The 20037-nt window shown below is 55.7% G+C and carries 16 protein-coding genes; 8 read left to right on the plus strand and 8 right to left on the minus strand.

The genetic code is table 11. The features are described from left to right. Window positions 1-5: 5 nt before the first annotated feature. Together NG99_RS07470 and NG99_RS07475 are read left to right on the plus strand one after the other, a co-directional pair. Window positions 6-1460, plus strand: a complete 1455-nt coding sequence (locus NG99_RS07470; protein WP_034890372.1) for an NAD-dependent succinate-semialdehyde dehydrogenase — start codon at window positions 6-8, stop codon at window positions 1458-1460. 51 nt (window positions 1461-1511) lie between these two features. Further along, window positions 1512-1775 (plus strand): barstar family protein, encoded by a 264-nt coding sequence (locus NG99_RS07475; protein WP_034890374.1) that lies wholly within the window; start codon window positions 1512-1514, stop codon window positions 1773-1775. Between the two features lie 149 nt (window positions 1776-1924). Here the strand turns inward: NG99_RS07475 and yhcN (NG99_RS07480) are convergent, their stop codons facing one another. The 3 genes from yhcN (NG99_RS07480) to argR form a co-directional block, all read right to left on the minus strand. Beyond that, window positions 1925-2194, minus strand: coding sequence for a peroxide/acid stress response protein YhcN (gene yhcN / locus NG99_RS07480; RefSeq protein ID WP_034890376.1), 270 nt, complete (start codon window positions 2192-2194; stop codon window positions 1925-1927). Window positions 2195-2297: 103 nt separating this feature from the next. Then, window positions 2298-2561: a peroxide/acid stress response protein YhcN gene (gene yhcN, locus NG99_RS07485; RefSeq protein ID WP_034890378.1), complete on the minus strand. Its 264-nt coding sequence runs from the start codon at window positions 2559-2561 to the stop codon at window positions 2298-2300. A gap of 436 nt (window positions 2562-2997) precedes the next feature. Beyond that, window positions 2998-3468: a transcriptional regulator ArgR gene (argR, locus tag NG99_RS07490; protein ID WP_034890380.1), complete on the minus strand. Its 471-nt coding sequence runs from the start codon at window positions 3466-3468 to the stop codon at window positions 2998-3000. 424 nt (window positions 3469-3892) lie between these two features. On the opposite strand from argR, the gene mdh reads away from it, so the two are divergent. Next, complete coding sequence (gene mdh, locus NG99_RS07495) at window positions 3893-4828, plus strand: malate dehydrogenase (RefSeq protein ID WP_034890383.1); 936 nt, start codon at window positions 3893-3895, stop codon at window positions 4826-4828. 55 nt (window positions 4829-4883) lie between these two features. Here the strand turns inward: mdh and degS are convergent, their stop codons facing one another. The 3 genes from degS to zapG form a co-directional block, all read right to left on the minus strand. After that, window positions 4884-5942 carry an outer membrane-stress sensor serine endopeptidase DegS gene (gene degS, locus NG99_RS07500; protein WP_034891034.1) on the minus strand — a complete coding sequence of 353 codons (1059 nt, stop codon included), beginning with the start codon at window positions 5940-5942 and terminating at the stop codon, window positions 4884-4886. Window positions 5943-6020: 78 nt separating this feature from the next. Next, the gene (degQ, locus tag NG99_RS07505; RefSeq protein ID WP_034890386.1) at window positions 6021-7385 is read right to left on the minus strand and encodes a serine endoprotease DegQ; all 1365 of its coding nucleotides are present in this window, start codon (window positions 7383-7385) and stop codon (window positions 6021-6023) included. A 117-nt stretch (window positions 7386-7502) separates the two neighbouring features. Further along, a complete protein-coding gene (zapG, locus tag NG99_RS07510) occupies window positions 7503-7904 on the minus strand; it encodes a Z-ring associated protein ZapG (protein ID WP_034890389.1) in 402 nt (133 codons plus the stop codon). Between the two features lie 187 nt (window positions 7905-8091). Between zapG and zapE the strand changes: the two genes are divergently transcribed. The 5 genes from zapE to sspB all read left to right on the plus strand — a co-directional run bounded on the left by zapE (window position 8092) and on the right by sspB (window position 11767). Continuing rightward, on the plus strand, window positions 8092-9219 hold the full coding sequence (zapE, locus tag NG99_RS07515) for a cell division protein ZapE (protein ID WP_034890392.1): 1128 nt from the start codon (window positions 8092-8094) through the stop codon (window positions 9217-9219). A 240-nt stretch (window positions 9220-9459) separates the two neighbouring features. After that, complete coding sequence (gene rplM / locus NG99_RS07520; RefSeq protein WP_013507644.1) at window positions 9460-9888, plus strand: 50S ribosomal protein L13; 429 nt, start codon at window positions 9460-9462, stop codon at window positions 9886-9888. 15 nt (window positions 9889-9903) lie between these two features. Further along, window positions 9904-10296 carry a 30S ribosomal protein S9 gene (gene rpsI, locus NG99_RS07525; protein ID WP_034890399.1) on the plus strand — a complete coding sequence of 131 codons (393 nt, stop codon included), beginning with the start codon at window positions 9904-9906 and terminating at the stop codon, window positions 10294-10296. A gap of 320 nt (window positions 10297-10616) precedes the next feature. Further along, entirely contained in the window at window positions 10617-11258 is a 642-nt protein-coding gene (gene sspA, locus NG99_RS07530) for a stringent starvation protein SspA (RefSeq protein WP_034890402.1), read from the plus strand. A 5-nt stretch (window positions 11259-11263) separates the two neighbouring features. After that, window positions 11264-11767, plus strand: a complete 504-nt coding sequence (sspB, locus tag NG99_RS07535) for a ClpXP protease specificity-enhancing factor (RefSeq protein WP_034890405.1) — start codon at window positions 11264-11266, stop codon at window positions 11765-11767. A 72-nt stretch (window positions 11768-11839) separates the two neighbouring features. Here the strand turns inward: sspB and NG99_RS07540 are convergent, their stop codons facing one another. Continuing rightward, window positions 11840-13597, minus strand: a complete 1758-nt coding sequence (locus NG99_RS07540; protein WP_034890408.1) for a sulfite reductase subunit alpha — start codon at window positions 13595-13597, stop codon at window positions 11840-11842. Between the two features lie 65 nt (window positions 13598-13662). After that, window positions 13663-19194, minus strand: coding sequence for a glutamate synthase-related protein (locus NG99_RS07545; protein WP_034890411.1), 5532 nt, complete (start codon window positions 19192-19194; stop codon window positions 13663-13665). Window positions 19195-20037 lie beyond the last annotated feature (843 nt).

Genomic DNA, 20037 nt, shown 5'->3' on the forward strand with positions numbered 1-20037 from the left:
CGACGATGAGTACCTTATTGCTTCAGGATCACGAACTATTTCAGACTGGCTATTTTGCTGATGGCCAGTGGCAACGCTGCTCGTCCACTTTTGACGTACTCAACCCCGCCACGGGCGAAGTCATTGCTCAGGTGGCAAAGGCCGGTAAAGAGGAAACGGAAAAGGCAATTGCCGCCGCCGCGAAAGCGTTCCCCACCTGGCGCGCCAGAACGGCGAAAGAGCGCAGCGAAATCCTCAACCGCTGGTATCAGCTGATAATCGACAATAAGACCTGGCTGGGGCAGCTGATGACCGCCGAGCAGGGCAAGCCAGTGAAGGAAGCCGAAGGCGAAGTTGAATACGCGGCCAGCTTCATTCAGTGGTTCGCTGAGCAGGCCAAGCGCGCCAATGGGGAAATTATTCCGCCTGCGAAAGCGGGGTCCCGCATCCTCGCCACGCGCGAGCCTGTTGGGGTGGTCGCGGCCATTACTCCCTGGAACTTCCCGATGGCCATGCTGACTCGTAAGCTCGGTCCGGCCCTGGCGGCGGGCTGTACCGGGGTGATTAAACCGGCCAACAATACGCCGCTGTCGGCTTTTGCGCTGCTGGCGCTGGCGAAGAAAGCTGGCGTCCCGGACGGCGTATTAAATGCCGTCGCGGGCGATACCCAGGCGATCAGCGAGGCGATTATGGCCAGTAAAACGGTCAGAAAAATCTCCTTCACCGGCTCGACAGCCGTCGGCAAGCTGCTGATGCGAAATGCGGCGGAGACGATGAAAAAAGTGTCGATGGAGCTGGGGGGCAATGCACCTTATATCGTGTTTGAAGATGCTGATATTGATGCTGCAGTGAAGGGGGCCATTGCCAATAAATTCCGCAATGCCGGGCAGGTCTGCGTCAGCGTTAACCGCTTCTACATCCACAACAGCGTGTATGACCGCTTTGTCAGCCAGCTGGCGGAGGAAGTGAACAGGCTGAAGGTGGGAAATGGCGTGGAAGAGGGCGTTATCGTCGGGCCGCTGATTGAAGCTTCTGCGCTTGAGAAGGTGGAAGAGCACGTTAAAGATGCGGTGGCGCACGGGGGTAAAATCGTTGCTGGCGGCGCACGACACGCGCTTGGCGGCAATTTCTGGCAGCCGACGGTGATAGCGGAAGCCAATGAGCAGATGAAGCTGGCGAAAGAGGAAACGTTCGGTCCGGTGGCGGCCTGCTTCCGTTTTGAGCAAGAGGATGAGGTCATTCGCCGGGCGAACGACACCGAGTTTGGCCTGGCTGCCTATTTTTATACGCAAAATCTTCAGCGAGTGTTCCGCGTTTCGGCCGCTCTGGAGAGTGGCATGGTCGGGATCAACGAATGTGCCGTTTCCACCGAACTGGCGCCGTTCGGCGGCGTGAAAGAGTCCGGCCTGGGGCGCGAAGGCTCGGTACTGGGCCTGGAGGAATTTTTAGAAGTGAAAGCCCTGCACATCGGGGGGCTGTAACGTAATGGGCGGCGCACGCCGCCCAACCATGTGCCTCGTGGAGCGGCCAGCATGAGAACAGAGACTTTTGATTTTGATGAAATTGTCGATCGGGCGCATTTCTACCGCCAGTTCAGCGAACGCTTTGCTCTGGCCGATTTGAACGTGACGGATCTGGACAGCTTGTGGGAAGCGGTAACCGCGTTGCCGTTACCGCTTGAGGTGGAGTTTATTCATCTGGGAACGGGACAGAAGCGGCGTTACGGGGCGCTAATCCTGCTATTCGATGAGGCAGAGGAAGAGTTGGAAGGGCAGCTCCGCTTTAACGTTCGCTAACCGCAGGCATAAAAAAAGGCCCCGGCGAGCGGGGCCAAAGGGTTCGTCATACTGACGAGGAATAGCTTACAGATGTAGCAGTGGCAAAAACCGGTGGAGGGGGTATGCGCGTCGACTACACGCATTCACCGGCATTTTTATTGTTTCTGTTATTTATACAGCTCTGCGGTTGCGTGGTAGTTGCCGTTGTTATAGGCCTCAATCACACGATAAGAGCTGGCGCCCTGACGATCCGCTTTCTGAGAAAGCTCCTGACGGATATCGGTAGGGACGCCGTCAATCCCACTGACGCTGATGGTGCCCATTGACTGCAGATTTTGTTCTGTAGCCTGCTGGTTGGTTACGAGATTCGCGGCGCTGGCGCCGAAAGAGAGAACGGAGGCCAGGCCCAGTACTGCGATAGCTAATTTGGTTTTCATGATCGATGCTCCATATAGGGTTGAGGGGTAACCGAAAGGGCTAAAAAGCGATTATTATTCTTGGGGTTACCCTTGTTTTCGTTTCTTGCTGCGTCTTTATTGCTTATTTGTACAGTTCTGCCGTCGCATGGTAGTTACCTTCGTTATAAGCCTCTATAACGCGGTAAGCCTTCGCACCCTTCGCGTCCGCTTTCTGGTTCAGCTGCTGGTTAATTTCCATCGGTGAACCTGCTGTGCCGCTAACGGTGATCGTGCCGACTGATTGCAGATTTTGCGCCTGATCCGCGTTGACAGATTCAGCTGCAAAAGCACCAAATGACAGCGCGGAAAGGACGGATAAAGCCGCAATACTATTTTTAATGTTCATGGTTATTTCCTCGGAGTATGTTTTTATCTTTTTGCATAGTGTGATTTTCATCACGAAAAGAAGTATAGATCTGATAACGTAAAAAATTAATAGTCTGCTAATAATCTTTTGTTGGGATACTTTAACCTTAAAAGGGGTTTTAATAACCAGTGGTTATAAAAAATGCTTATATTTTACCCTTTCCATGTTAAATTCATGTAAAAACATACGGATAGGCGACTTTAACCATTTGTGCGTTAGTTTATGGTCGATCGCTTTGCGAGACGAGAGTATCCAGACTTTATAGCTGCATATAAGCCGCTAAGGCAGTTCATCATGCTGATTGTTGCGCGCGTGTTTAAGCGAAGGGCAGCGCCGGCGGGGGCCGGCTTACCGAGAGGGTGAGGATACCGTCAGGTTATCCAGAAGTTAATATTTATGCGGATATAGCCGGTGCTTATAACTCTTGTTCAAAGAGAACCAGGATGGCGTCACGCAGCTGTTTTACCGTAAAGGTGCGGGCAGGCGTGATAAAGATAGTATCGTCACCCGCGATGGTGCCGAGGATACCTTCTGCCTTACCCAGCGAATCCAGCAGGCGTGCAATCAGCTGGGCGGCGCCGGGGCTGGTATGAATCACGATCAGCGCATCGTTATAGTCGATGTCCAGCACCAGGTTCTTCAGCGGGCTGGTGGTGGTGGGCACGCCCAGCTCGGCGGGCAAACAGTAGACCATCTCCATTTTAGCGTTGCGAGTGCGCACCGCGCCGAACTTGGTCAGCATGCGCGAGACTTTTGACTGATTAATATTATCGAAGCCATCTTCCTGCAGCGCGGCGACAATCTCACCCTGCGAGCTGAACTTCTCTTCTTTTAACAAGGCTTTAAAGGCCTTAATCAGATCTTCTTGTTTTGATGGATTACGCATAGGCTTCCGATAAAATGTCAGAATAAAAGGAGATCCTCGCAGGGATATGCCATTATTATGCAATTAAATGAATTTTTATGCAATGGCAGCGTGAGTTTTTGCCCGCATGAAGGATAAGGGCGTGAGTACGACGGCGAATAATCGGCCGCGCTGAGCTGAGTCCTGATCAAAAAGTAAACGATTTGTTATAAAATTGGTGTTGTTCAGTTTAGCGCTAAGGGTGTAATGTAACGCCGAATCATGTTGTCTGCATACGGCTAAGAACAGCGTGCCACTTAATGCGGCCAATCTCACCCGCTTCAACGATTTTGGGCGTGAGCGCCCAGATCGGGTCGTAAGCAATCGCAAAGACCCTTCAGGTCGTCTATGTTTGTAACCAGATGGATTCACCGCACTTTACGCTCACTATAATAAGGAGTTCAGGATGAAAGTTGCAGTTCTCGGCGCAGCTGGCGGTATTGGCCAGGCTCTCGCACTTCTGCTAAAAACCCAGCTTCCGGCGGGTTCAGACCTCTCTCTCTACGATATTGCTCCCGTTACGCCTGGCGTAGCCGTCGATTTGAGCCACATCCCTACCGCCGTCAATATTAAAGGTTTCTGCGGCGAAGACGCGACGCCAGCTCTGAAAGGGGCCGACGTGGTGCTGATTTCAGCTGGCGTGGCGCGTAAGCCAGGCATGGATCGTTCCGATCTGTTTAACGTCAACGCCGGGATCGTACGTAACCTGATTGAACAGGTTGCCAATACCTGCCCGAAAGCGCTGATCGGCGTCATCACCAATCCGGTCAACACCACGGTCGCTATCGCGGCTGAAGTGCTGAAAAAAGCTGGGGTTTATGACAAAAATCGGCTATTTGGCGTGACCACGCTGGATATTATCCGTTCCAACACCTTCGTTGCCGAGCTGAAAGGTAAGAACCCGACGGAGCTGAACGTGCCGGTTGTCGGCGGGCATTCGGGCGTGACCATCCTGCCGCTGCTGTCTCAGATCCCCGGCGTCAGCTTCTCGCAGCAGGAAGTGGCCGATCTGACTAAACGCATTCAGAATGCGGGTACTGAAGTGGTCGAAGCGAAGGCGGGCGGAGGCTCGGCTACGCTGTCAATGGGTCAGGCCGCGGCAAAATTTGGCCTTTCACTGGTGCGGGCGATAAATGGCGAAAGCAACGTGGTGGAGTGTGCCTACGTGGAAAGCGACGGTGAACATGCCCGCTTCTTCTCACAGCCGCTGCTGTTGGGCAAAAACGGCATCATTGAGCGCAAGCCGATTGGCACGCTGAGCGCGTTTGAACAGCAGTCGCTGGACGGTATGCTGGATACGCTGAAGAAAGATATTACGCTGGGCGAAGAATTCGTTAAATAAGCCTGCCGAAGGGCCAGCTTCGTCTGGCCCTGTACCTCGTACCACCCCTTCCTGCTTAATTCCCCGGATATTCCAGCACCGTAACAGGCAGCGACATTTTTTTGTCATTGCGAATGATATCCACATTGATCACTGTGCCTGGGCGGATTTCAGCCACCTGATCCATCGTTTCTACGGCAGAAACGGCAGGCTTATGATTGACGCTGGTGAGCACATCATTCACCTGTAAACCGGCTTTCGCGGCGGGCCCACCCTGAGCGACGTTGGTCACCACAATGCCCTGGATATGGTCGAGGCTGCTATTCTGCCCGTGCATCTGCGGGATCTCCCGGCCGCTGATGCCGATAAAGCCGCGGATCACCCGGCCGTCACGAATGAGCTTATCCATAATTTTCGCCGCCAGCGCGGTAGGGATGGCAAAGCCAATTCCCTCAGGCGTTTCACCATCGTTACTTTTATCAAACGACAGCGTGTTAATCCCCATTAGCTCGCCAAGTGAGTTAATCAATGCGCCGCCCGAATTGCCTTTGTTGATCGAGGCATCCGTTTGCAGGAAATTCTGGTAGCGGGACGGGCTTAATCCTACGCGCCCCGTCGCGCTGATAATTCCCTGGGTCACGGTCTGGCCGATGTTATAGGGATTGCCGATAGCCATCACCAGATCGCCAATATGGGCGATACGCTTAGGATTGATAGGGATCACCGGAAGGCTGGAAGCAGTGATCTTCAGTACGGCAAGATCCGTCAGGCTGTCTGAACCGACCAGCATGGCTTCAAAGATACGGCCATCCTGCAGGGCGACGATAATCTGATCGGCATCGTTGATCACATGTTTATTGGTCAGAATGTAGCCGCGCTCGTCCATGATCACCCCGGATCCCAGCGTGCGGATCTCAAGATTATCGGCCGAAGCATTGGCGCTTCGGTTATAGACGTTTACCACGGCGGGAGCCGCGCGTCTGACGGCGGAGTTATAGCTGACTGGCGTTTCATTAGCGCTGTCATCTTGGTGCGAGATAAAGTCACTGCCAATCCTCAGTGCCGGCAGGGCTACCAGCAGAAGACCCGCAACCACAAGGCCAAGAAGCACTGAACGCAAAAGTTTAGGAAACATGGCTTTAAAAGGTGAGTAAATGAACGTTGGGCAGGATAACACGAGTTAAGCGGACACGCAGGTGTCCGCATCAATGATTTAGCGTAAAAGCAGATAGATACTTTCGTCGCCGCGAATAACGTTCAGCGCGATCAGCGACGGCTTGGCTTCCAGCAGCTTGCGCAGCTCGGCCAGGTTGCCGACCGGCGTGCGATTAAGGCCCACGATGACGTCGCCCTTCTTCAGGCCAAACTGTTCTGCCGGGGTGGATTTCTCTACGGCATCCACCACGACGCCCTTCGTGCCGTCCTTCGCCGCGCCGTCGCTGAAGGTGGCGCCCTGCAAGGCTGGGGTGGTCTGTTCTACGCTGGCGGCTGTCTGGGTGCTGGCATCCAGCTTGACGCTAACGCTGACGGGTTTACCGTCACGAATCAGGCCAACCTTCACCTCTTTGCCAGGCGGCGTGGTGCCGATTTTTACGCGCAGCGCCGCAAAGCTGTCGACTGGCTTGTCATCCAGGCTGGTGATGATATCGCCCGCCTTAATACCAGCCTTAGCCGCCGCCGACCCCGGCAGCACTTCGTTGACGAAGGCGCCGCGCTGGGCGTCAACCTTGAAGGCCTTGGCCATGTCCGCCGTCATCTCGGTGCCTTTAATGCCCAGCTGACCGCGCTTCACTTCGCCAAAATCAATCAGCTGCTGGGCCAGGTTCATCGCCATATTGCCTGGAATGGCAAAGCCAATGCCGATATTGCCGCCCGCCGAGGAAAGAATGGCCGTATTCAGGCCGATCAGTTCGCCATTGAGGTTTACCAGCGCGCCGCCGGAGTTGCCGCGGTTGATCGCGGCGTCGGTCTGGATGAAGTTCTCCAGCCCTTCAAGATTCAGCCCGCTGCGCCCCAACGCGGAGATAATGCCTGAGGTGGCGGTCTGGCCAAGGCCAAACGGGTTGCCAATCGCCACGGCGAAATCTCCGACCCGCAGCTTGTCAGAGTCAGCGACTTTTATCTGGGTCAGCCCCTTCGCCCCGCTGATTTGGATCAGCGCGATATCGGTCTGCTCATCGTGACCAATCAGCTTTGCGTCAAATTCCCGGCCATCGCTGAGCTGTACGCTAATTTTGTCCGCGCCGTTCACCACATGATTGTTGGTCAGCACGTAGCCTTTCCCGGCGTTAATCACCACGCCAGAAGCTAAACCTTCAAAAGGCTGAGGCTGGGCATCTCCGCCCTCCTGGCCGAAGAAACGTTTTAGCGGCTCCGGGATCTCCTGGCTTTGAGTCTGGCTTCCTTCGACATGCACGCTGACTACCGCAGGAAGCACTTTCTCCAGCATCGGGGCCAGGCTTGGCAGCGGTTGCCCCTCGATTTGCGCGGGGAGCGTAGCCGAAGCCTGGGGAGCAACGGTCAGATTCATGCCAATACTCAATGCCAACGCGCTTAACAGTAAGGATTTTTTCTTCATCGCTACGACGCTCTCGCTTCCGAAGGGTGGGGGGAATCTGGATATAAGACTACAACTCAGGGTGTGGTGACCTGGTTGGACGGAAGGGGCGCGGCGCGCCCCTCCTCAGGTTACTGCTTATTTTTGCGCTGCGCGATCGCCGCGAAGTAACCCTGACGCACTGTCGGGGTAGTCGCGCGGCATCTGCACCGGCACCTGGTCATTATCTGCTTCCGATTCAGTCAGCTGATAAGCAAAGGGATTTTTTTCACCCGGCAGGTTCGGCAGCAGATCGTTAGACCCTTTAGCCATATGCTGGTACAGCTGGCGATAGTCACGGGCCATGTTGTCCAGCAGTTCGGCGCTCTGGGCGAAGTGGCTGGTCAGCTCTTCACGATAGTCCGCCAGCTCCGCTTTGGTTTTTTCCAGCTCATACTGCTGGCTTCGCTGTTCGCGAAGCTTTTTGTTGCCAAAACGCATGGCCACCGCGCCGATGATTAATCCAACTACCAAGCCAATAAGCGCGTATTCCCAGGTCATAATAACTCCCGTGTTGTCTTCGTTGTTCCGTATGGGCTACTGGCCGACGCCAGTTCACTACCTGCCACTATAACCGCTAATCTGATGGAAGTGGAATCCTGAGGCAGCATCGCTTAGTGTATAACGGCCCTTTTTTTGACAATCAACCACCTGCCGCACCGAATTTTTCAGGGAATGTGACGAAATTATGCAAACGATGTCTCCGCTAGCCCTTTACCAGCAGGCGCTGGATAAGGGCGAGTTTCAGCCTGATGCAGTGCAACGTGAAGCCATAACCCGCCTGGACGGGATACACCGGGCGCTGACCAGCGCTCAGCCGGTTTCCCCTCCGCCCGGCAAAGGGCTTTTTGGCAAGCTGAATAAGCTGATGGGCAAAGGGAAAGCGGAGACGCCGTCGGCCGTCCGCGGACTGTATATGTGGGGCGGAGTCGGCCGGGGAAAAACCTGGCTGATGGATATGTTTTTTCAGGCAATTCCTGGAGAGCGTAAGCAGCGGCTGCATTTCCACCGCTTTATGCTGCGCGTCCACCAGGAACTGACCGAGCTACAGGGGCAGAGCGATCCGCTGCAAATTGTAGCCGATCGTTTCAAAAGCGAAACCGATCTGCTGTGCTTCGATGAGTTTTTCGTCTCCGATATTACCGACGCCATGCTGCTGGGTACGCTGATGGAAGCGCTGTTTACCCGTGGAATTACGCTGGTGGCGACCTCCAACATTCCGCCGGACGATCTCTACCGTAACGGCCTGCAGCGCGCCCGCTTTTTACCTGCGATTGAGATGATCAAGCAGCATTGTGAGGTCATGAACGTTGACGCGGGTATTGATTACCGACTGCGCACGCTGACCTCGGCGCATCTGTGGATGACGCCGCTGAACGAGGCGACCAGTAAAGAGATGGAGCGGATGTTTGTTGCGCTGTCTGGCCAGGCAAGGGAGGAGAAGCCGGTGCTGGAGATTAACCACCGCGCCCTGGCGACGCAGGGGATGGCCGAGGGCGTTGTCGCCATGGATTTCCTGACGCTGTGCGGCGAAGGGCGTAGCCAGCACGATTATATCGAGCTGTCGCGACGTTTTCACAGCGTGCTGCTGTTTAACGTGCCGGTGATGATCTACAAAACGGAAGACCAGGCGAGACGTTTTCTGGCATTGGTGGATGAGTTCTACGAGCGGCATGTTAAGCTGGTGGTCTCCGCCGAGGCCTCGCTGTTTGAGATTTATCAGGGCGCGCGGCTGAAATTTGAATACCAGCGCTGCATCTCCCGCCTGCAGGAGATGCAAAGCGAAGAGTACCTTCGGCTGGCGCATTTGCCCTGAAGCCGGGCGGGGCGCCGGGGCGCAATTATTATAAAAAAAGAGTCGCGCTTTTGGGCCGACTTCTCTATAATCTTGCGACCCCACGTTACAACAAAGGTTTTTTTCCCAAAACTCTTTGTGTTCCAGTAACTCTATCCGAAGGGGTGGGCTTGCTGGTCAAGATGGTCGTGTGAGCCTCAACCGTTTATTCAAGCGTTTGGGATCTCGCCAACGTGTAACTTAATTTGGGTAAGCTTTTAGATGAAAACTTTTACAGCTAAGCCAGAAACCGTCCAACGTGACTGGTATGTTGTTGACGCGACAGGCAAAACTTTAGGTCGTTTAGCGACTGAACTGGCTCGTCGTCTGCGCGGTAAGCACAAAGCGGAATACACTCCGCACGTCGATACTGGTGATTATATTATCGTTCTCAACGCTGAAAAAGTTGCCGTAACCGGTAACAAGCGTAACGATAAAATTTATTATCATCACACTGGCCACATCGGTGGTATCAAGCAAGCGACCTTCGAAGAGATGATTGCTCGCCGTCCTGAGCGTGTGATTGAAATCGCGGTTAAAGGCATGCTGCCAAAGGGCCCGCTGGGTCGTGCTATGTACCGTAAACTGAAAGTTTACGCGGGCAACGAGCACAACCATGCGGCACAGCAACCGCAAGTTCTTGACATTTAATCGGGATTACAGGCAATGGCTGAGAATCAAAACTACGGCACTGGTCGCCGCAAAAGCTCTTCCGCACGCGTCTTTATCAAGCCGGGTAGCGGTAACATCGTTATCAACCAGCGTTCATTAGAACAGTACTTCGGTCGCGAAACTGCCCGCATGGTAGTTCGTCAGCCGCTGGAACTGCTGGACATGGTCGGTAAATTCGATCTCTACATCACCGTTAAAGGTGGTGGCATCTCTGGTCAGGCTGGTGCGATCCGTCACGGTATCACACGCGCTCTGATGGAGTATGACGAGTCTCTGCGTGGCGAACTGCGTAAAGCAGGCTTCGTCACTCGCGATGCTCGTAAAGTTGAACGTAAGAAAGTCGGCCTGCGTAAAGCACGTCGTCGTCCTCAGTTCTCCAAACGTTAATTTGTTCTGCTTCGGCAGAGTCAATTATCGGAAAACCCGGTGCTCGCACCGGGTTTTTTCTTTTTCGCCATCGGCAATAATGGTTGAAAACGCGACGGGGATTAGCATTTTCCGGTCAAATCCACGTTCCTGCCCCCACAAGCTGTCTAAAATCTGGTAAACTGTGTGTCACTTTACGCCCATTAGCAGGGCACTGATGCATGAAATCCTGAGTGGATGCTGGTTCGGCTTCACATCATGCTAATGGCAATTTATTAAGCAGGTTAGTCGCCACCTGGCGGGCTTGCGCAGTAATTTTCTGGATAAACTTGGAGGTTTACATGGCTGTCGCTGCCAACAAACGTTCGGTAATGACGCTGTTTTCTGGTCCGACGGACATCTTTAGCCACCAGGTTCGTATTGTCCTGGCGGAGAAGGGTGTTAGCGTAGAGATCGAGCAGGTAGAAATGGATAGCCTGCCCCAGGATCTGATTGACCTCAATCCGTACCGTACCGTCCCTACGCTGGTCGATCGCGAGCTGACGCTGTACGAATCCCGCATCATCATGGAATACCTTGATGAGCGCTTCCCGCATCCGCCATTAATGCCGGTGTACCCGGTCGCCCGTGGTGAGAGCCGTCTGATGATGCACCGCGTGGAACAGGACTGGTACAGCCTGATGCGTAAGATTGAAAACGGTACGGCGCAGGAAGCCGAAGCGGCGCGTAAGCAGCTGCGTGAAGAGCTGCTGGCGATTGCGCCGCTGTTCTCCCGCACCCCGTTCTTTATGAGCGAAGAGTTCAGCCTGGTAGACTGCTATCTGGCACCGCTGCTGTGGCGTTTGCCGCAGATGGGCATTGAGCTGGTTGGCGCAGGTTCTAAAGAGCTGAAAGGTTACATGACGCGTGTCTTCGAGCGTGATTCCTTCCTGGCTTCCCTGACGGAACCAGAACGTGAAATGCGCCTGCAAACGCGGGGCTGATTATCATGGAAACGTCGCAACTAACCGCTCGCCGTCCGTATTTACTGCGGGCGTTTTATGACTGGCTGCTGGATAACCAGCTCACCCCGCATCTGGTAGTTGATATTAATCTACCCGGCGTGATGGTGCCGCTGGAGTACGCCCGTGATGGTCAGATAGTCCTGAACATTGCGCCGCGTGCGGTAGGCAATCTGGAGCTGGGAAATGAGCAGGTGACTTTCAATGCGCGTTTCGGCGGCGTGCCTCGCCAGGTGACGGTTCCGCTGGCGGCCGTAATGGCTATTTACGCCCGCGAGAATGGTGCAGGCACCATGTTTGAGCCTGAGCCGGTCTATGAAGAAGCGGGAGAGTACAACCCGGATGCCGAACCGAACAACACGCCGGAAACGGTGATGTCGGTGATCGATGGCGATCGCCCTGATGACAGCGTGCAGAACGATGATGACAACCCGGATGATGAGCCGCCGCCGCGCGGTGGTGGTCGACCGGCGTTACGCGTCGTGAAATAAAAAATGGGCCTTCCGGCCCATTTTTTTGTCTGTTAGCCGCTGGCCCGCTAAGCAGGCCAGCCAGAAGGTCGATCAGTAGACGTCACGCAGGTAGCGTTTTTCTTTTTTGAGCTGGTCAACATAGTCAGCCGCACGCTCAACGGACATCCCGCCAAACTGAGCGACGACCTGGTACAGCGCCTTATCCACATCTTTCGCCATGCGCGATGCATCGCCGCAAACGTAGAAGTAAGCCCCTTGTTCCAGCCAGGCGAACAGCTCGGCCCCCTGCTCAAGCATCCGGTTCTGCACGTAGATTTTCTTCGACTGATCGCGAGAGAAAGCCAGGTCCAGACGGGTCAGCAGGCCGCTTTCCTGCCAGGCCAGCAGCTCATCCTGATAGATGAAGTCATGTTGCTGGTGCTGATCGCCAAAGAACAGCCAGTTTTTACCGCTGGCGCTGACGGCCTGACGCTCCTGCAGGAAGGCGCGGAACGGCGCAATACCGGTCCCCGGTCCGATCATGATCAGCGGCGCTTCGTTATTGGCCGGTACGCGGAAAGCTTTGTTTGGAGAAATAAAGATTGCCGGTTTTTCACCGCGGCCTACGCGTTCAGCCAGGTATGCCGAGCAGACGCCGCTACGCGTGCGGCCAGAGCTATGATAACGCACGGTGGCGATGGTCAGGTGAACCTGGTTTGGATGCGCTTTCGAGCTGGAAGAGATCGAGTAGGCGCGATGCTGTAACGGACGCAGTAACGCAACGAATTCAGGGATACTCAGCGAGCGGGTCAGCTCAAGCTGGAGCAGATCCAGCGTGTCTTTCCCCCACAGCCAGATGCCGAGGGTATCCTTATCGTCGTGTTGCAGAACGTGGCGCAGTTCCTGGTTGGTGGTGTTTTGTCCTACCCACTCGATCAGCTTACGCGAAGGTTCGGAGATCTCGAACTGGTAGGTCAACAGGTCGCCCAGACTGCGGTCAAAGCCTGAAACCGGCGTATCGTAGTCTGCGTTCAGCTGGGAAAGCAGCAGCTTAACCAGCGTCGGATCGTTCACCGGGATCACGCCAAGCGCATCGCCGGCTTCGTACTTCAGCCCGCTGTCGGTCAGATCGAATTCGAAATGGCGGATGTCTTTGCCGGATTCGCTGCCGGAGAGGCGCTTGTTGGTGACCAGCGCGGCGGCGTAAGGATTCTGCTTGTTGCTGCCGGGAATGACCGGCGCTTCTGGAAGGTTTTCCAGCGCGGTGCCGCTGCTGCCAGCGCTCGCGGCAAACTGCGGCATGGAGGTGGCAATCCACTGATTAGAAGGTTCTTCGTAATCGATGTCGCAGTCAATACGGTCGCTGACGCGCTTAGCGCCAAGCTGTTCCAGGCGCATATCAATGAATTTACCGGCCTGGCAGAAGCCATCGTAGCCGGTATCGCCGATAGCCAGCACGGCAAAGTGCATCTGCTCCAGCCGGGGTGCGGTGCTGGCGGAAATGGCCTGCCAGAACAGCTGCGCGTTGTCCGGCATTTCGCCTTCGCCATAGGTAGACGTAACGACCAGTACGTGACGCATGGTGGCGAACACGTCGATATCCACTTCGCCCAGTCCCTGTACTACCGGGACCAGGCCCTGAGCACGGGCTGCTTTCGCGGCGCTTTGCGCCAGAGCTTCTGCATTGCCGGTCTGGGAGCCGAACAGAATGTGCAGCTGCGTGGTGGCTGCTGAACTGGTCCCGCTGGCAACCTGCTTACTGTCTTCCAGCACCATCAGGCGCGAGTGTAGCCCGGCGAGAAACCCCGCCAGCCAATATTTCTGATCGCCGTTAAAGGGCGCATCTTCAGGAATGTAAGGAATTTTCATCGGTTATCTGTACTCAATCCCGTTTCGTCGTATTCAGTAATAGTCACATTCGGTTCGCTATACCGTCAGGATAATTTCCCGACGGCAGCAGCAATTTCAGGCAGCGCGGCGCGGGCAAACAGCTCTTCGAAGTTTGGTAACCCGCCGAGCACTTCTCGGTTACGCGTATCCTGATAGATGATCCAGCCATAGGTCGCCAGGCTGTCCATCGAGCGGATGTTACGCTGCGTCAGGGCCGCCTTGTAGTCCGCCATACGCTTGGCCGCAATCAGGCTGGCCAGCTCATCATCGCTGTAGTTTTCAATCGCCGAGCGGGCATGACGCTGCAGCTTGCCGATCAGGGCGAAGTCCTCGGTCATTAACAGGTTACGCACGGCTTTTTCTACCGCGGCATCCTCAACCGGCGTTCCTTTCGGCAGGCGAGAGAGCGCCAGCTGCTGGGCAAAGCTGAGCACGGTATAGTTGTTCAGCAGCACGAACATCTCCTGCGTGTCGGTGGCGCCGTATTCCGGGACTGCACCGTTAGCAATGGTTTTTTTGCTGCGCCATGCCGCTTTAAACTTCGCCACCTGATGGCTGGCCAGCGCGGTGGAAAGCTCTTCCAGCAGATCCTTACGGGCTCTGGCCTTGAGGATTTCCGCACTGTCCTGGTACAGCAGCAGGGAGCGTGGCATCACGTAAACAAAGTGCTGGCACTCGGTTTCCCAATGCTCAAGCAGCCAGGCTGCGCGAGGCGAACGGGTTGCTTCCAGATGCCAGTTAAGCATCGTCAGCACCGCGTCTTTGTGTACCCGCGCCATTTCGTTGTCGTCGGTAATCCCGCCAAACAGGACCGAATCACCCGCAGCCGATCCGGCCAGCGTGCCGTACGGGTCGTACTGATAGGCGAACCCGCCGCTCATGCCGTTCCCGAAGCCGGTGCCGTATGTGCCGAGGTTAAGGACCGCGCCGTTGGTCATGTATTCGCAGCAGAAATCGCCAACGCCTTCCACAACTGCCGTCGCGCCAGAGTTACGCACGGCGAAACGGTCGCCAGCCTGACCCTGAATGAACATCCGGCCGCCGGTCGCGCCAAACAGGGCGAAGTTACCGATCAAGACGTTGCCTTCAGCGTCCTGAGAGCCGCCGCCGGGCGACATCACGACAATTTCGCCACCGCACTGACCTTTGCCCACGCCGTCGTTGCAGGTGCCGTAATGCTTCAGCTGCATACCGTCATTGCAGAATACGCCGTAGGACTGACCTGCCGATCCTGACGTTGAGATGTTCACCGTGGCCGGTGCCAGATAGCGACGCCCGCGATCGTCCAGCAGGGCGGCCGGGATGTTATTCAACTGCTCGCTATTCAGCTTGTGGTTCAGCAGGCGCTCGATATCGATAGCCAACTGGCCGCCAACGCTCTTATTACGGTTATTCAGGACAATACCGTTGCCGAACTGAATGTCGGTTTTAGCCCGATCGACCAGCTCAAGTTGCAGACGATCGCCCCAGTCAGTGTCCAGTTCGAAATCTTTTTCCAGATAGACCGGACGCGCGATTTTCAGCTCTGGCACCACGGTCAGCATCGCGCGGAAATCAAGCTTGCCCACTTCCAGAGGGTGGTCCATCAGGTGCAGCAGGTCGGAACGCCCGCGAGCCTCGCGCAGCGAGCGCAGGCCCAGACGGGCCAGGATTTCACGGACTTCATGAGCGACGTTGATGAAGTACTGCGCCAGCTGGCGCGGATCGCCATCAAAGGCTTCGGCGTTGGTGGTCAGGCCTGCCGGGCACTTCACGTTACAGTTCTTTGCCATTACGCATTTCAGCATCATCAGCGCGGTGGTGCCGAACTCAAAGCTGTCGCCGCCCAGCAGGGCCGATTTCACCACGTCGCTGCCGGTCTGCTGTGCGCCGGAGCAGCGTAAAAGCACTTTTTCGCGCAGGCCGTTGGCGCACAACGCCTGATGTACTTCGGCGATGCCAATTTCCGCCACGCGGCCGGTATATTTAAGGCTGGTTACGGACGCAGCACCTGTACCCCCGGTGTTGCCCGCGACGTTGATCACGTCCGCGCCCGCTTTTGCCACGCCCACCGCGATAGTGCCAATCCCTTCTGAGGAGACCAGTTTAACGATGACCCGCACGCGTGCTGCTTTGCAGTCATGGATCAGCTGGGCCAAATCTTCAATTGAATAGGTATCGTGATGCGGTGGCGGAGAAACCAACTCCACGCCCGGCGTACCGCCACGAGCCGCGGCAATTTCTACCGTTACCTTAGCCGCCGGTAGCTGACCGCCTTCGCCCGGTTTTGCCCCCTGGCCAATTTTAATCTCAAGCTCTTCCAGCATTGGGTCAGCCAGATAAGCTGCCCAGACGCCAAAGCGCCCTGAAGCCAGCTGCTTGATGCGTGAAGCGCGGATAGTGCCGTGGCGGGAGTAGTGCTCGCCGCCTTCACCACAGTTGCTCATCCCGCCGACCATGTTGGTTCCGTGAGCCACCGCCTCGTGTGCGGGAGCGACCAGCGCACCGTGGCTCATCGCGCCGGAAGCGAAGGTGCGGGTGATTTCACTGGCAGGCTGGATTTCGCTCAGCGGCAGAGACGGCGCCGAGGTGAAGATACGCGACAGATAATCTGCCGCTTTGCCCGTTGCCGCGAGCTGAAGGCTACCGGCCACAATCTCACTTTCTCCGATCTCATCGGTGAAGCGGGTTTTCAGCGCGCTGAACAGGGCGGCAAGACGCTCATTTTCCGGCTTCAGCCCGACGATGGTGTCGGTCAGACGCAGGGTAAAGTGCCCTTCGCGGCCTGCTGTTGCTTCGCATGTCAGGCCTCTGGTGGCGAAGCCGTTGTTGGTCAGCGAGTAGCGGCCCAGCTTGCGGGCGAACTCGGCCTGGCTGTCCACATGGGTCAGATCGGCAGGGAAGGCCAGAATATCACGCAGCGCCGCCGGACGACGTTTGCGCTCATGATGCATCAGACTGGAGAATTCGCGATAGTCCGCCGTGATGGTGAAGTTATCAATCACCTCATTGGGAATTCGCTCAAAGCTGCTGTCGGCAAACGAGCCCGGCTTGATGTTAAAGGCATTATCCAGCTTAGCCAGCGTCAGCAGGCGGATGAAGCGATCCTCTTCGCGCGGCTTATCGGCAAAGCGAATTGGCTGCTCCGTCATATCAATAAAGGTTCGTACGGCAATGGTCCCGTAGGAGTGCCCCGCGCCTTCAGCACGCTCTTTAAACAGGCCCAGCAGCGGCACTTCAGACTCGCCCTGGATTTTCAGGGCGCTTTGGTGCCAGTCCACGGCCATCTGCGCGATAGTGGCAAAACCTGCGCCGCCAACCGGGGTTTTGATATTCGGGAAATACTTCTTCAGCACGCGGTCTTCGGTATCGAGGAAGTTTGGCTCGAAGAACTCACCGCAGCTGTAGCTTTCAACGGTACACAGGCCCACTTTCCCCATGGTTTTCATCAGGGCTTTTTCAGCGGCTTTGGCATAGCGCTTAAAGGCTTTATTGCCTTCTTCACCTTCACCATACTTCTCTTCCGCACGCATCTGCACGCCGAGAGGGTAGATAGCGGAGGCCCCAAAGCCCAGCGCTGCGGCAATGTGATGCGAAGAGATGCTCTGGCCGCTTTCCACGACCAGCGAGACGTCCAGGCGTAGCCCTTCCTTCACCAGACGCTGGTTGATGGCGGAAACCATCAGCAGCATCGGGATCGCGGCGCGGGTCGAGGAGATGTGGCGGTCGGTCAGCACCGCAATGCCGCCCTGTTCTCTGGCGAAGTCCACCACCTGCTGAGCCAGATCGTCAATGGCTTTTTCCAGCGCGCTGGCGTTATCCAGTCGGTTTTGCGGCTCAGTGCCGATCACCGGCTGATAAAGCATGTCAAAGCGGGCGTACGGCGCGACATCCTGTTCACGCAGTTGCAGCATATCCAGATGCGTCAGAATCGGCGTAGGTACGATAATCTGCCGACCTTTGCTGCGACCCAGATGCGGTTTGGCGCCCAGCGCCACGCGCAGGGTCATGCCGTCAACTTCACGGATGGAGTCCAGTGGTGGGTTGGTTACCTGGGCAAAGCGCTGGGAAAAGTAGTGCGCCATCCCCCCTTCATGATCGGACAGACCGTTGATCGCGTTACCGTAACCCATTGCGGAGATCTTCTCTGCGCCGGTGGTCAACATCGGGTCCATCATGAACTTGAAGCTTTCCTGGTTGTAGTAGTAAGCCACAAAGCGCTGGTAAGTTTTCAGGTCACCGCTGTAGCGTAGCGGCGAGCCTTGCTTCTCGGCTGGCACAACCGGCAGATCCTGGAGCGTGACGCGAGCCTGCTCAAGCAGCGTTGGGTAGTCTTTCTCAGCAGCCAGCTTTTCCAGCGCTTCGTTAGTGGTGTAGCTGCGCTTCTCGCTGTGATCGTAATAGAGCATACCGCCCGCTTCGATACGGCCGCGGCGCAGGACGCTTTCCGGCGGGAAGGCAATCTGACCAGCTTCTGACATGGCTCCGATATAGTCAGCGGTCTCAACCGAGCGCAGCGGACGCAGGCCCAGGCGATCGAGACGAGCGCCAATCACTTCGCCGTTCCCGAAGATCAGCGCTGCCGGGCCATCGTTCTTCTCTTCATATAAGGAGAAGTACTCCAGCATGGCGCGAACTTCGGTAGATAATGAAGGATCGTTCTCCCACGCCGGTGGCATCATCGAAACCACTGCGTTGATCAGATCGAGATTATCTTCCATCAGGCGGCTGTGGATACTCTGATCCAGACGCGAGCTGTCGGACTGTCCCTTAGGACGCACGATCGTTTTGCCGCGAGCCAGCGCCAGCGCCGACTCGGCAATGCGGTTTTTACGGTCGGTGTTCAGCTCGCCGTTGTGCGCCATCAGGCGGAAAGGCTGCGCCATGGTGGTGTGTGGATCGGTATTAGTAGAGAAACGGGTGTGGAAGAACAGCCCGCGGACCTGATGATCGGGATCGGTCAGATCTTTAAAGTAGGGGATCACTTCGTTGGAATTCAGGCGTGCTTTCAGCACCTGAGTGCGCGAGGAAAGCGACAGCGGATAGAGGCCGCCGAACTGGCTTTCGGTAAAGGCACGCGCCTCGATATCCAGCAGCGCACGGTAGATGCGTTTTTCGAAGTCGTTTTGATTGTCCACATCCTGCGGGGCGGCAAACACCCACTGCACGATAGGCAGCTGGAAAGAGAGCGCGGCCGGGCGCAGGATGCTGCCGTCCAGCGGCAGATCGCGCTTCAGCAGCACCGGCAGGCCATATGCCGCCAGCCGGTCTTCAACCAGTTGCTCGGCGTTCGCGCGCAGCTCGACATCTTTAGGCACAAAGAAGTTGCCTACGCCAAAGCGGCCCAACTCCAGCGGCTGGCCAGTGATTTTGCGGAAGAAGTGCAAAGAGATATCCACATTGACGCCAGCCCCATCACCAACGCCTTCCGCCGACATCCCCCCGCGATGAGGAACCGTGCACAGGGCGCTGTGCGCCATTTGCAGGATCTCATGAGTCTGCTCGCCGTCCTTACGCGTAATAAAACCTACGCCACAGCTATCGCTGCCCTGAGTCGGATCGTACAAGCCATAGGGAAAAGGTTTTATGTTGGACATCGGGGGCCTCCTCAACTTCTTTTTGACATTACCTGTATTGTTTCAAGCACAGAGTGCAACTGAGGGGAACTCTCCCAGGCTCTGTCTCATTTTCCTGACCGCTTAATGCGGACGCCGTTACCCCGAGCACGTTCTCTTCAGACTTTTTTCAAACGTCCTTGAAGGAGAACTGCTCTCAAATTTCCGAATCTCTTAAATGGAGATAACTTGCATCACGAGGGAGTCTTCTTGCTGCATAGATATGCCGAGACACTGGCCCGTTAGGAAAGCTTCCAGCGGATCCCCAACTTATCGGGAAAGCGTACTCAGGTCAAATAGCGTTCTTACTGGTGCTTTTACTGCCTTTGTGCAGGCTATATTCATGAATTTTAAGCCATTGTCAGGGGTTTTTCTGCCTGACGTTTGGATGCAATGACCGGAATAAGTGTGAGCTGTCTCACTATAGTGCAGGCGCCAAATCTCTGCACCATGCTGGTGCTGGGGTTATTGGTAGCAGAATATTCTGACAGTGATAGCTTACCCGATGAAAAATACTGTTTTTAACCTTGTGGCTTATTTGAATTAAACAGCCGCTCATTATTAGTAAAATTAATCATGGTGAGCGTGATTAAACTCTCACTTAATGTGAATTATTATTCGTAACGGAGGTGCAGCAAGCCAGCAGGGAATGCCCCGGTGCTATGCATTGCCGCCGGAAGAGAGGTAAAGCAGGTTGGCGGAATGACCTACAGGTTATGCAGTTATAGAAATTAGTCAACAGAATTGCGACAGGAAAATGACAGCCAGGCCGACCGGCGAAAGGGTCATCCATAGCGGCCATCCTTTTTTAGCGGCGGATCCAGC

The organism is Erwinia typographi (assembly GCF_000773975.1).
GTDB lineage: Bacteria > Pseudomonadota > Gammaproteobacteria > Enterobacterales > Enterobacteriaceae > Erwinia > Erwinia typographi.

What these genes read in the sequence shown, in the direction of transcription:
- NG99_RS07470 (WP_034890372.1), top strand. Translation starts at nt 6, where the DNA reads ATGAGTACCTTATTGCTTCAGGATCACGAACTATTTCAGACTGGCTAT.
- NG99_RS07475 (WP_034890374.1), top strand. Translation starts at nt 1,512, where the DNA reads ATGAGAACAGAGACTTTTGATTTTGATGAAATTGTCGATCGGGCGCAT.
- yhcN (WP_034890376.1), bottom strand. Translation starts at nt 2,194, where the DNA reads ATGAAAACCAAATTAGCTATCGCAGTACTGGGCCTGGCCTCCGTTCTC.
- yhcN (WP_034890378.1), bottom strand. Translation starts at nt 2,561, where the DNA reads ATGAACATTAAAAATAGTATTGCGGCTTTATCCGTCCTTTCCGCGCTG.
- argR (WP_034890380.1), bottom strand. Translation starts at nt 3,468, where the DNA reads ATGCGTAATCCATCAAAACAAGAAGATCTGATTAAGGCCTTTAAAGCC.
- mdh (WP_034890383.1), top strand. Translation starts at nt 3,893, where the DNA reads ATGAAAGTTGCAGTTCTCGGCGCAGCTGGCGGTATTGGCCAGGCTCTC.
- degS (WP_034891034.1), bottom strand. Translation starts at nt 5,942, where the DNA reads ATGTTTCCTAAACTTTTGCGTTCAGTGCTTCTTGGCCTTGTGGTTGCG.
- degQ (WP_034890386.1), bottom strand. Translation starts at nt 7,385, where the DNA reads ATGAAGAAAAAATCCTTACTGTTAAGCGCGTTGGCATTGAGTATTGGC.
- zapG (WP_034890389.1), bottom strand. Translation starts at nt 7,904, where the DNA reads ATGACCTGGGAATACGCGCTTATTGGCTTGGTAGTTGGATTAATCATC.
- zapE (WP_034890392.1), top strand. Translation starts at nt 8,092, where the DNA reads ATGCAAACGATGTCTCCGCTAGCCCTTTACCAGCAGGCGCTGGATAAG.
- rplM (WP_013507644.1), top strand. Translation starts at nt 9,460, where the DNA reads ATGAAAACTTTTACAGCTAAGCCAGAAACCGTCCAACGTGACTGGTAT.
- rpsI (WP_034890399.1), top strand. Translation starts at nt 9,904, where the DNA reads ATGGCTGAGAATCAAAACTACGGCACTGGTCGCCGCAAAAGCTCTTCC.
- sspA (WP_034890402.1), top strand. Translation starts at nt 10,617, where the DNA reads ATGGCTGTCGCTGCCAACAAACGTTCGGTAATGACGCTGTTTTCTGGT.
- sspB (WP_034890405.1), top strand. Translation starts at nt 11,264, where the DNA reads ATGGAAACGTCGCAACTAACCGCTCGCCGTCCGTATTTACTGCGGGCG.
- NG99_RS07540 (WP_034890408.1), bottom strand. Translation starts at nt 13,597, where the DNA reads ATGAAAATTCCTTACATTCCTGAAGATGCGCCCTTTAACGGCGATCAG.
- NG99_RS07545 (WP_034890411.1), bottom strand. Translation starts at nt 19,194, where the DNA reads ATGTCCAACATAAAACCTTTTCCCTATGGCTTGTACGATCCGACTCAG.